An 11,703-nucleotide genomic window follows, 5' to 3' on the forward strand; every position below is an offset into this window, starting at 1 on the left:
CTGATTATTTGTGGGATTTCTCTCTTTAGATCGACGGTTGCTCTCCTGCTGCTATTCCTGATTCTCTGCAGCCCGGTCGTAAGCAATAATGATTTTCTGAACAAGGGAGTGACGTACAACATCCGATTCATCGAAATAAACGAAGCCAATTTCATCAATATTCTTAAGAATGGACTTGGCTTCAACCAATCCCGATTTCTTGCCCCTAGGCAAGTCAATCTGGGTAACGTCCCCCGTAATTACCATTTTAGAACCAAAACCGAGACGGGTAAGGAACATTTTCATTTGTTCAGGAGTCGTATTCTGGGCTTCATCCAGAATAACAAAAGCGTCATCCAACGTTCTGCCGCGCATGTAAGCGAGCGGAGCAATCTCAATGAGCCCTCTCTCCAGCGCCTTAGCCGTCTGTTCAGGTCCCATAACATCGTACAGTGCATCATATAAGGGGCGCAGATATGGATCTACCTTCTCCTGCAAATCACCGGGAAGGAAGCCCAGGCTTTCACCAGCCTCTACGGCAGGTCTGGTGAGCACGATCCGCTTGACTGAACCTTCCTTCAGCGCTGTGATGGCAAGAACTACCGCCAAATATGTCTTACCTGTACCAGCCGGACCTACTCCAAAGACAACGTCTCTTTTCTTGATGGTTGTGACATAATGCTTCTGCCCAATCGTCTTCACGCGGATCGGCTTGCCTCTGTAAGTGATCGCTACCTCACCTTTATATAAATCAAGCAGTTGATCGGCGCGCAAATCGAGAGCAAGATCTATCGCATACAGTACATCACGCTCGGTGAGAATGTAACCATTACGAATGAGCTGCAGCAGGACTTCAAACAACTGCTGAACCACATCCACGTTCCTTCTCTCTCCGCGAATCGTAATCTCGGACTCCCGCGAAACCACTTGTACTTCAACCTTCTCCTCAACCAGCTTAAGGAACGTATCCTGCGGGCCGAATAAAGACAGCCCTTCTGCTGCACTTTGCAGCGGTATCTTGGTGCTTACGGTTTGCTCTGACAAATAGCCTCATTCTCCTTGATGGTGAACTATCGGAAGTTCTTCCGCTATATTCTGTTCCACTTCAAAAAGCACTTTCATATAAACTTTACCATTGTCTGTCTTCTCATGCAAAATTTTTTGCTGTACAATTTGAGCATCTGCGCCGTTTTTCGCCAATATATCAAGCTTAGCTCTTTCAAGTCCACGGATTACCGTCTGTTCCACAGATTGTTTAGTCTCAAGCTCCGTTACCTCCATCACATCCTCGGACATCCAGCCTATAGGCAGCTTCCAATTCCTCCAGGTCAACGGATCCATCTGGGTAAGGGTCTGAGATTGCTCATAACTCACCTTACCATAGCCCCAGATCTGAATCGCTGTACTGCCGAAATACAGATATCCCTTCTCTTTCTTCTCGCCCGTATAAACCTTCTGCTTGCGGACAAGCGGTGCCTCTATTGTATATTCATGCCAGACCAGCCCTCGAACATCTCCTTTTGCTACAACTGCTTGTTCGCCCTGGATTCCTGAAATAAGAACGCTTCCCTTTGTCACTCGATCATTCTTCGAAACCTCTGGCTGTCCACGTTCCGCAAAAATGTGTGTAACGACCGCATCCGTCTTGCTGACCAGACTTCTTGGGCTTTGCAGCTCCGTATTTTTAGGCTGGGCTGCCTCCACCACTTCAATCGTAACCTTGGTACCTGTCTTTGAAACGCCGACCCAGGAAGTTCCACTGAGCTTTCTTGTCAAATCCTTGGAGAGCTTGTCCTGTTCAGGCAGCCGAGAAATCCACTGAAACGGGTATATTCCCTCCTCCTTGGCAGCAAGCAAAATATCTTCGGTTGGAATTTTAACATTCCCCTTCACTTCAATATCCCATACCATCGAAGAAAATCCGTAGATCATTAGGAAAAACAGAACAAAACCCGCGATAAACCACTTGCGTTTAAATACCTGGTTCCAGAAAAAGGGTAGCCCCTCTCTTTGATCCACATGCACTCGGCAGCTTGTCTTCTTGAGGAGCGGGCGAAGCCGGTAATAATCGGAGATCACAACCTCCATCTCGAGCCGATTAGGACCTATTGATTTGAGGTTCCAGACTTCAATCCGTTCTCTGGCCAGCTCATTCACAAAAGCTTCAATGTGCCCGCCACGAACAGTCACCTTTACAGAACCGCGTAATTTGGTTAATCCCGGTGTCTTCATCGTTTCTCCCCCGTTCCAAGATACTGAATTGCTGCTATATCACCCTCAATGAGAATCTCTTCAGGCATGATCGCTTTGATTACGAGACGGCTTCCTGCTACCGTAAGGGACCCTTCAGGAAGTGCCAGTCTCAGTTGATCTGGTGAGAAATGCAGGACACCGCGATGATTCTCAATCAATAACTGTTTGTTGCCAACCATCGTGAGCCTTGGCAGGTCAAATACGAGATCCTGAGGGAGGTCGAGAATATCGACCGACCATTTGCGTAGTTTGCGGGTGAAACGGCTCATCGGCAGTCCTCCTTCCCATACTGTACAAAATATGCGAGGGAATGCAGATTTATGAGAGTCAGGAATCTTTTTTCAGGGGAAGAGAGCTTGATCTGGATATTTAGTTATAAAAAGAAAAAGGGCTGATCCCAATGGAATCAGCCCACAAATCTTATTTTCTATACCTATATGGACGCTTTGCACGCGGCTCCCCCAGAATCTCAGCCCAGATAACCCCATTCGCCAGCTGACTTGAAGTCAGCGAAGGTGATCTTTCAGCTGAGGTGTTCGAAGCTTGGCGATTTAAGTCCTTCTTACGCTTCAGTTCACGGACAAGTGAACGATTGGTTCGTTCAAGCCGTTCGAGCTTGCGCTGCAAACTAATAATTTCAGCTGCCTCACGGCCCTCTTCAATCTCCACAGACTTTTGGCCGATAGAATTCTCTTCATGTTGTGACCAGCTTTCGGCAGTTGAGGGAGACAGAATATTTCTACCCCATTCTTCCAGCTTCTGATCTGACGATTGGTTAGGCCCCACAGCACGCCCAGATGTCTGAGAAGTGTGAGTACCCGTCTGATCGGACTGCCGCTTGCGATTAAGCTCTCTGCTCGGATCTCCCCCGAAGGTGGGCATCCGGTTAGATGAGCCTCCTGGCTTGCCCTTCTTGCCTAGCATAGACAAGACCGCAAATCCGATAACGATAACCAGATATAGATGACTCGTCACCCATTCCAGCAGATCATTCATTTAGAGCACCGCCTATTCGTCATCCTTGGTTGTAGAAGATTCATCCGGCTTGCCAATGGAACTGCGCATGTTGGTATCAGCTTCAATATTCTTTAGATTCATGTAATCAAGCACGCCGATCTTACCGCCCCGGAGAGCCTCTGCCATAGCAAGAGGAACCTCGGATTCCGACTCCACTACGCGAGCACGCATCTCGACAACCCGCGCCTTCATTTCCTGTTCTTGAGCTACTGCCATAGCTCTGCGCTCCTCAGCTTTCGCCTGAGCAATCCGCTTGTCTGCTTCAGCCTGTTCTGTCTGAAGGAAAGCACCGATATTCTTACCCACATCAACGTCCGCAATATCGATTGAGAGAATCTCAAATGCAGTGCCTGCGTCGAGACCTTTATTAAGAACGGTACGGGAAATCAAATCCGGGTTCTCCAGTACATCTTTATGCGAGTTACTCGAACCTACCGTGGTAACGATACCTTCACCAACACGCGCGATAATTGTCTCTTCACCCGCACCCCCGACAAGCCGGTCAATGTTCGCACGCACAGTAACACGTGCTTTAACTTTAACCTCAATCCCGTCTTTCGCAACGGCAGCTACTACTGGAGTCTCAATGACTCTCGGATTAACGCTCATCTGAACGGCTTGAAGCACATCACGGCCCGCGAGATCGATTGCGGCAGCCCGCTCGAATTCCAGCGGAATATTTGCCCGTTGGGCAGCAATCAAGGCGTTGACTACCCGGTCCACATTACCACCGGCCAGATAATGGCTCTCGAGCTGGTTAATCGAGAGACCCAGACCCGCTTTGTGTGCTTTGATGAGAGGATTGACAATCCGAGCCGGGGTAACCCGGCGCAGCCTCATGGCAACCAGGGTTAATATACTGATTCTGACTCCCGACGCAAGTGCGGATATCCACAGCATCACTGGGAAGAAGCTCAGGAAGACGCTCAGTACAATAATGGCGATCACCACAATGAGCAGTATTCCAACAAATGAAGAATCCAACATACAGCGTATCAACTCCTAATGTCTATTATTTATAGTCATAGGGATGAGCTTGGCTCATTCCATAATCCCCATGTATCAGACTTCTGCAACCACTACTCTAGTTCCTTCTACCTTAATTACTTTTACGGAAGCGTCTGCTTTAATGAATCCGCCTTCGGTCACGACATCAATGCGTTCAGATCCAATTACAGCCGTCCCGGCAGGACGAAGTGGAGTAAGGCTGATTCCTTCGAGGCCAAGGAGATCTATTCGCTCCGTTACAGAGCTATACCCCTTATCCGTGGTCAGTTCGTCACGAAGTATGAAGCGATTCCATACCCCACGTTCTTTAAAAATCCACACGACGATGATAATAACCACCAGCGCAGCAGCAAAAGCAATTCCAAGTGTCTCTAGTGCATGCTGAGTGTCGTAAGCCGCCCGGACTACACCGGCTACCAGACACACCGACCCCAGTATTCCAAGAATCCCGAAGCTCGGCACAAACAGCTCAAGCGCCATTAACACCAGACCGATTAGGAACAATACGCCTGTCTCTAGACCTGCGAATCCAGCAATATAATTGCCGAAGAAATACAGCCCGAAAGCCGTAATTCCAAGTATTCCAGGAACTCCAAAACCAGGAACAATAAGCTCGATGACTACTCCTGCAATCCCCAGAAATAGAAGAATCGTCATCACAATCGGGTTCGTGAGGAATATTGCCACATTCTCCGCCAGTGTCCTCTCTACACGAATGGTATCTTCGCCATTGTACCCCATCCAATGAATAACTTCTTCCGTGCTGTCAGCAAGGGTATCGGCATAACCTACCTTCAGTGCTTCTCTGCTGCTTAATGAAATAATCTGGCCCTTCTCCTTGGTTCGGTTAATCTCCGGCATCTCTACCGTGATAGATGGGTCGACCATCCCCTCCGCGATTCGGGGATTGCGATGCTGAAGATCCGCGGCCGCACTCATCTTGCTTTTCCAATAAGCAATCTCCTTGGGACTGTTCACCGCCTGGCCTGAAGCATCAACGAGCGCAGCGGCTCCAATCGCGCTATCCGGTCTCATGGCAATCTTATCCGCGTGCAGGGCTATATAACTGCCTGCCGAAGCTGCATTTCCCTGGATAAAAGCTACCGTAGGAATCGGGCTTCCGGCGATCATTTGCCCGATATTCTCCGCATTGTCTACCCGGCCTCCCGGCGTATTCACTTCAAGGACAATAAGGGCTGCCCCCTGGTCCTTTGCTTCCCTAAATCCCCGTTCAAGAAATTTCTCCAGTCCCGACTCAATCTTCTGATCCAGCGGGATAACATAGACCGTTCCTGACTTGAGATCAGCTGGTGCAGGAGCAGCTTCAGCATTAGACAAGCTTACCGGAGCGAATCCTGACAAGAGTACAATCACCAGCGTGATCATGAAATACATGCTTAGTCCCAGCTTGCGGTTCACTTGTGTCCCTCCCTTATGTAAATATTAATAGCCCGATTAACTATGTTCTACGAATTATTTCATACTTCGTTTCATCTAACAAAAAACACCCTCTATCGCTAGAGGGTGTTTCGTACTTGTTATTGCAATAGCTGTTGAACTGCCTGGTTAACAAGTTTGCCATCAGCAAGGCCTTTGACCTTAGGCATAAGGGCACTCATTACTTTCCCGATATCCGCTTTAGAAGAAGCACCGGTTTCCTGGATGGTCTGCTGTACAATGACTTTAATTTCTTCTTCAGAAAGTTGCTCGGGAAGATACTCGGCAATTATCTTGATCTCTTCTGCCAAAGGAGCAGTTAGATCATCACGGCCTGCTTTTTGAAATTCTTGGAGGGCATCTTTGCGCTGTTTGATCTCACGACTTAGGATATCAAGCACTTCGTTGTCGTCCAGAGTTCTTTTCAAATCTATTTCAAGATTCTTAATCGTTGCACGAACCATTCGAATGGTGGAGAGCTTGAACTTATCCTTACTCCTCATCGCTTGCTTCATATCTTCGTTCAATCGCTCGCTAAGATTCATGGTAGTTCAGATCCTCCTAAAACTTTCTCTTACGAGCAGCCTCGGACTTTTTCTTGCGCTTCACGCTTGGCTTCTCATAATGCTTGCGTTTCTTCACCTCAGCCAAGACTCCATCTTTTGCAATGGAACGCTTGAAGCGACGAAGTGCAGCATCAATAGTCTCGTTTTTGCGAACTTTAGTTTCAGACACCAGTTTTCCCTCCCTCCGACCAGACCGTCCAAGAGCACAACACGGTTCATCAACTTTCATTATAGGTGAAAAGGAAATAGGGTGTCAACCGTGAGTGACTTTCTTTTTTATATCCAGTTAAATTTATGTTCCAAAATTAGGCGTGTGACTCGGAAATTCCGGTCAGTGCCCCAAGCTTCGCCCCGCCAAGAAGATGATAATGAATGTGATAAACAGCCTGTCCGCTATCTGGACCACAGTTATTAATCAGACGATAACCACTCTCCGAAATCCCCAGCTTCTTCGCTGCATTCTGAGCTACCTTATGCATCTCACCAATCATCGCCAGATCCTCTGCAGCCACATCGTTCATGGTAGCAATATGCTTCTTCGGTATGATCAGAACATGGGTAGGCGCCGCAGGTTGGATATCATGAAATACCAGAAATTGGTCATCCTCATACACTTTGTTGGAAGGGATCTGGCCTGCGGCAATTTTACAAAACAAACAATCCATCGTAGTCGTAACCTCCTTTTCTTGATTTCGCCTTAGAAGCAGGACGAGACCGTCAGTTCCTCAACTACACTTATCATACCGAAAATCAGCCCAAAAAAGAAGCACATGCTTCGCAGGCATCAATCCTGCGCTGCATGTGCCTGTCATTCATAAGGCTGCTTACAAATTTTCTATCATAATACGGGAACCTTGTCCCGCATTCTCTGCCGGATGAACCACCAGCTTACGCGGAAGCCGCGCTCTTAGCTCAGCAACATGGCTGATGACGCCTACAGCAAGGTGGTCATGATGAAGCTGTTCCAGCGAAGTGATGACCGTATCCAGCAGCTCCGGATCCAGCGTACCAAAGCCTTCATCGAGGAAGAAGAACTGTAAAGGATATTGCCCTCTAAGCTGAATCTGAGCCGACAAGGCTAGGGCCAGGGCTAGAGAGGTCAGGAAGGTCTCCCCGCCGGACAATGTAGATACCGGTCTTTTGATTCCGCCATTGGCATCATCACATATTATGAACCCGCCTCCCGAATCCGTCTCCAGAGAGTAACGCTGCTTGGTCAAGTCTCTTAGCCGCTGTGAGGCGGCCTGGCTGACGTTCATGAGCTGTTCTTCAGCCACATATTCTACGAAGGCATTACCTCTTAAGCTGGACTGCAGCTTGCTCAGCAGATTAGCAGAATGGTCAAGCTTGATCCGATCGGATTCAAGCTCTTTCCAGCGGATGTGACGCACCTCGATATCCTCAAGATCACGCTCGGCTCTTGCTTTGGATTGTACCGCCTTCTCATCCGCTTCCTTGCTCATAGCAAGTTTTGACTTGCAATCCTCCCATTCATCCTCTTGAAGCTGTCTGCCTCCTAGTTTGGATTCCAGCTCGCGCGTCTGAATCGTGAGATCACGCTCAAGGTCGCGGTGAACGGTTATCCGTTCTTCCAGTTTCTCTCTTGTCTCAGAGTCCAGCAGAGCCGCTTCAGTCTCTTCCTCCCGGGCAAAAGGACTTAGCTCCAATTGCTGCTCAAATCGGATTCGAAGCTGCTGCTCCTGCTCCAGAGCTGAGATTGAAGTCTGCTGCGCGGCGGCTCCTATCTTGGCGGTCTCCTGATTCGCTTGATCCGCTGTCATGTGCTGCTTCTGGAGGGCCGCAGCCTCTCTTCGCAGCAGATCAAGACGGTCCGCTGCATCCTGGAGCAGCTTGCCGACCGCTTCATCCCCCACTATAGCATGGAGGCGCTCCTCCTTCTCTTTCAACAGGTCACTTTTGCCGGCAAGCTGGGTCTGCCACTGCACCCGCTGCTTGTCCAGTTCAGACGCTTCCTGCGTCAATGTGCGAAGCAGGGTGGTCTTCTCTTCAATAAAGGGACCGCTGACCTCAAGTCTCTTCTTCACATCGTCAGACACGGCATCCTTCTCATGGATATCCCCGACCAGCCGATCTGTATCGGCCAGTGAATACTCGGGCAGTTCCTTGCTCCACCTATCTTTAAGCTCCTTCTGTTCACGCGTGAACTCATCCAGCAGCTGAAGGGACTGGTCATATTGACTTTGAAGAGAGCTAAGCTCCGCATTTAGACCCGCAATCCGGGGTTGAAGAGCAGCGTGGCTGCCAAGGACTCTTTTCACCTCTCGCTGAAGGTCTTCAAGGAACGCCTGAGCCGTCTGCATTTCCTTCCGAGCTTTATTCAGATCTACTTGCCACTCGCCATACGTCTTCGATGCATCGGACTCGTAATTCGGATCCAATGCCTGCAGCGAGGCAGCAGCCTGAAGCAGAGGATCAGCCTCAGCAGATGTAGCCGCTGGACTCAGGGATTCCATTAGTGCCTGGCAGGTGCCAAGCCCACTGGAGAGACTGTATTTCATGTCCCGAAGTGAAGGCAGACCAGCTGCAATCTGTTCCATTTCAGCTTCAAGCTGTTTAGCTTCTTCCAAGATGTGTACAGCCGGGGCAGGATGGTGATCCGAACCGCAGACAGGGCACGTTTCGCCGTCAATCAATTGCTCTGCAAGTCGCGCAGACCATAAATGCAATTCCTGTGATTTCACGGCGAGACGAAGGGTATTCTCCCGCTGTTCCAGACCGTTAAGCATATGCTGGCTGTCCTGCATCAGACTAATAAATGTCTCTATTAATCCTGCAGCCTGCACGGCAGCCTGATGGCGATTTCCGATTTCTACGGTTTCAAGCTGCTGGGCTTCATCCAGTGCTTTCCGGGCTTTAACCAGACGCTCCTTAAGCTCAGTGGAGTTGTTGTCTGCTTTGGTTCTCCGGTCCATAAGCTGTGTGAACCGCTCCTTAAGCGATGCAGCCGCCTGTACTTTGCGTCTTAGGACAGCAGGGACCTCCACTTCCTTAAGCCGCTGCTCCAGCTCTTGACGACGCTGAACCGCTTTAGCAAGAAGCTGCTCTTCCTTCGCAATCTGTTCCGTATGAACTTGAAGAGAGCGGACAGCCTCTTGGAGCCTGGATTCCAGTTCAGCTGATTCCAGCTTCACCGCATCCCGCTCAGTCTGAAGCTGTTTTGCCTGTTCAAGCTGATCGAGCCGGACAAGCAGACCTGGCTCTTCAGACACCAGCGCTTGGCGGGCAGATTCAGCCGCTACAGCAGCCTGTGCTGCCGCAGCTTCCGCCTCGGCAGCGGCCGCCATCGCCTGCTGCGCGGTCACTTGGCGCTCCGCAGCCAGACGCCTCGCGTCATGCCACGCGCCGAGCGCCGGACGCAGCTGCTCGGCTGCAGCGGCTAGCGCAAGCCGCGCCTCCAGCTGCGCGATCTCGCCGCTCTGCTCCTGCAGCTGCAGGAGCGACTGCTTGCGCTGATGCAGCTCGGCGCCAAGCTCGCGCAGCTTGGAGAGCTGCTCGTACAGGCGCTCGGCTTCCAGCAGCTCACGCCGGCGCAGCTCCGCTTCCGCAGCAGCCGCCTTCAGGCGCCCGGCGGCTTCCTGCAGGGCTTCCTCTGAAGCCAGACCCAGCCCCTGCTGCTCTGCAGCAAGCTCTTTAAGCCGGCTGTCAGTCTCTTTGACCTTACGGCTGAGCTTCATCCCCAGGTGATCGCCGTACTTCTCCAAATGGAACAAGCGCTGAAGCATCTGCCGGCGTTCACTGCCTTTTAGAGATAGGAACTCCGCGAATTTCCCTTGCGGGAGCACTACGGCCCGGGTGAAGTCATCCATCTTAAGTCCGATCTTCTCCTCTACACAGCGGGTGACCTCGGCCAGCTTGTCAGCGTGAACCTGATCCCCTTCCGGCAGAACCTGAATAAAACGGCTAATCGTATTGCTGACGGAGACATCCCCTGTTCGCTTGAACCTGCGCTCTACCCGGTAACATTCCGCCCCTTCAGCAGACATCAGCTCAAAGGTAAATGCAACAAAGAGGCTGTCTTCCGAGTGATTCATGATGCCCTGCGTACCATTTACTGCGCGCTCCACTTTGCCGTATAAAGCAAGTGTAATGGCATCGAGTAGAGTGGATTTACCGCTGCCGGTAGGACCGAAGATGCCGAACAACCCGGTCTCGCACAGCTTTGTGAAATCTACCTCCTGAGGCTCACGGTAGCTTTGCAGACCTGAGAGTTTAAGAGAAATTGGCTTCATGATGCGTCTCCCTCCAAGCCAGCAGGGTGTTCATCCTCAGCAACAAGCTGCATAAACAGCTCCACCAGCTCCTCCTCCGGCTCAGCTCCGCCGCTTTGGCGCTGGTAGAATTTGCGGAACAGCTCATGAACCGGCATTTGTGAGCGCCCAGCGGCCGTCTGTTCAATCTCCCGGCCTGGATACACCGGTCTGATATGAATAATTCCTTCGCGTGATTTACGAAGTAACTGGATATCCCCAAGTGACATCGCCTCCGTGAGGCGAATCTCCAAATCTATGAATGCATCCGCATCACGCCCGTCATCCAACCAGCGGTGAACCTCTTCAAGTCCGCCCGTACAGGTCCAGCGAACCAGCGGCCTTCCACTCCGCAGGTAGATTTCTTCAGTTACCGGTGTCCCCCCAGGTACAACGTCTATGAGCATCACCGACTTGGCTTGTCCAGCTTCAGAGAAGCTGTAGGCGAGCGGTGAACCGCTGTACCGGATCAAGCCGTTCCCTTTAACGGATTGGGCACGGTGGAGATGCCCTAGTGCCGTATACTGGGCTCCTATATCCAGTGCGGCAGGATCTACGGTATAGGCGCCGCCAATCTGAATCGGACGTTCGGAATCACATTCCACGCCTCCCAAGACATAGATATGGCTCATCGCCAGATTCACTGTGTTCTTGCTGAAGGATTGCCCCAGAAGGCGCATTAAATGTCCAACCCGTTCACTATAAGCCAATCTCAGTTCTCCTTCATCCACCTGACCGGCAAGGAGCTCGCCGAGTCTTGCTTCAGATGGATAAGGCAGTGCTGCAATGACTGCTGACTCTCCAGTTCGGGCTGCATTCAGCCGAATGGGCTCTGACGAAGGAAGTCCTACCAGCGTAATCCCGCTGCGGGTAACCAGCGGCGTCACGGAGGCTACCCGCTCAGGCTGGTCATGGTTGCCTGCAATGGCAACCATTTGTCTGCCATCCTCGGTTAACCTCGCCGCTGCATCATAGAACATCATTTCCGCAGCCGCTGGGGGATTGACGCTATCATAGACATCTCCCGCCATCATAATCAGGTCGGCCTTGGTATCCTTGGCAAGCTGCACCAGCTCATCCAGGAACTTTTCCTGCTCACTTAGCCGGCTGCGCCCTTCAAGCGTTCTTCCAAGATGCCAGTCTCCAGTATGCAGAATTCGCATATTCTTCCCTCC

The 11,703-nt window shown here is 50.9% G+C and carries 11 protein-coding genes; all 11 read right to left on the reverse strand.

The features are described from left to right. Positions 1-51: 51 nt before the first annotated feature. On the reverse strand, positions 52-1,023 hold the full coding sequence (locus EJP77_RS05495) for a PhoH family protein (RefSeq protein WP_127198117.1): 972 nt from the start codon (positions 1,021-1,023) through the stop codon (positions 52-54). Positions 1,024-1,029: 6 nt separating this feature from the next. Next, a complete protein-coding gene (gene yqfD / locus EJP77_RS05500) occupies positions 1,030-2,211 on the reverse strand; it encodes a sporulation protein YqfD (RefSeq protein WP_127198118.1) in 1,182 nt (393 codons plus the stop codon). After that, positions 2,208-2,501, reverse strand: a complete 294-nt coding sequence (gene yqfC, locus EJP77_RS05505) for a sporulation protein YqfC (RefSeq protein WP_127198119.1) — start codon at positions 2,499-2,501, stop codon at positions 2,208-2,210. Before yqfC ends, yqfD begins: the two co-directional genes overlap by 4 nt. Positions 2,502-2,652: 151 nt before the next feature. After that, positions 2,653-3,228, reverse strand: a complete 576-nt coding sequence (locus EJP77_RS05510; protein ID WP_127198120.1) for a hypothetical protein — start codon at positions 3,226-3,228, stop codon at positions 2,653-2,655. 12 nt (positions 3,229-3,240) lie between these two features. After that, entirely contained in the window at positions 3,241-4,236 is a 996-nt protein-coding gene (floA, locus tag EJP77_RS05515) for a flotillin-like protein FloA (RefSeq protein WP_127198121.1), read from the reverse strand. Positions 4,237-4,311: 75 nt separating this feature from the next. Further along, a complete protein-coding gene (locus EJP77_RS05520) occupies positions 4,312-5,652 on the reverse strand; it encodes an NfeD family protein (RefSeq protein WP_127198331.1) in 1,341 nt (446 codons plus the stop codon). 143 nt (positions 5,653-5,795) lie between these two features. After that, a complete protein-coding gene (locus EJP77_RS05525; protein ID WP_127198122.1) occupies positions 5,796-6,239 on the reverse strand; it encodes a GatB/YqeY domain-containing protein in 444 nt (147 codons plus the stop codon). A gap of 16 nt (positions 6,240-6,255) precedes the next feature. Further along, positions 6,256-6,429, reverse strand: coding sequence for a 30S ribosomal protein S21 (gene rpsU / locus EJP77_RS05530; protein WP_005547957.1), 174 nt, complete (start codon positions 6,427-6,429; stop codon positions 6,256-6,258). Between the two features lie 136 nt (positions 6,430-6,565). Continuing rightward, positions 6,566-6,925, reverse strand: coding sequence for a histidine triad nucleotide-binding protein (locus EJP77_RS05535; protein WP_127198123.1), 360 nt, complete (start codon positions 6,923-6,925; stop codon positions 6,566-6,568). Positions 6,926-7,084: 159 nt separating this feature from the next. Further along, positions 7,085-10,510, reverse strand: a complete 3,426-nt coding sequence (locus EJP77_RS05540) for an AAA family ATPase (RefSeq protein ID WP_127198124.1) — start codon at positions 10,508-10,510, stop codon at positions 7,085-7,087. Next, positions 10,507-11,691: an exonuclease SbcCD subunit D gene (locus EJP77_RS05545; RefSeq protein WP_127198125.1), complete on the reverse strand. Its 1,185-nt coding sequence runs from the start codon at positions 11,689-11,691 to the stop codon at positions 10,507-10,509. Before EJP77_RS05545 ends, EJP77_RS05540 begins: the two co-directional genes overlap by 4 nt. Between the last annotated feature and the right edge of the window lie 12 nt (positions 11,692-11,703).

It is taken from the genome of Paenibacillus zeisoli (assembly GCF_003994465.1).
Classification (GTDB): Bacteria; Bacillota; Bacilli; order Paenibacillales; family Paenibacillaceae; genus Fontibacillus; species Fontibacillus zeisoli.

What these genes read in the sequence shown, in the direction of transcription:
- yqfD (WP_127198118.1), bottom strand. Translation starts at nt 2,211, where the DNA reads ATGAAGACACCGGGATTAACCAAATTACGCGGTTCTGTAAAGGTGACT.
- yqfC (WP_127198119.1), bottom strand. Translation starts at nt 2,501, where the DNA reads ATGAGCCGTTTCACCCGCAAACTACGCAAATGGTCGGTCGATATTCTC.
- EJP77_RS05510 (WP_127198120.1), bottom strand. Translation starts at nt 3,228, where the DNA reads ATGAATGATCTGCTGGAATGGGTGACGAGTCATCTATATCTGGTTATC.
- floA (WP_127198121.1), bottom strand. Translation starts at nt 4,236, where the DNA reads ATGTTGGATTCTTCATTTGTTGGAATACTGCTCATTGTGGTGATCGCC.
- EJP77_RS05520 (WP_127198331.1), bottom strand. Translation starts at nt 5,652, where the DNA reads ATGTATTTCATGATCACGCTGGTGATTGTACTCTTGTCAGGATTCGCT.
- EJP77_RS05525 (WP_127198122.1), bottom strand. Translation starts at nt 6,239, where the DNA reads ATGAATCTTAGCGAGCGATTGAACGAAGATATGAAGCAAGCGATGAGG.
- EJP77_RS05535 (WP_127198123.1), bottom strand. Translation starts at nt 6,925, where the DNA reads ATGGATTGTTTGTTTTGTAAAATTGCCGCAGGCCAGATCCCTTCCAAC.
- EJP77_RS05540 (WP_127198124.1), bottom strand. Translation starts at nt 10,510, where the DNA reads ATGAAGCCAATTTCTCTTAAACTCTCAGGTCTGCAAAGCTACCGTGAG.
- EJP77_RS05545 (WP_127198125.1), bottom strand. Translation starts at nt 11,691, where the DNA reads ATGCGAATTCTGCATACTGGAGACTGGCATCTTGGAAGAACGCTTGAA.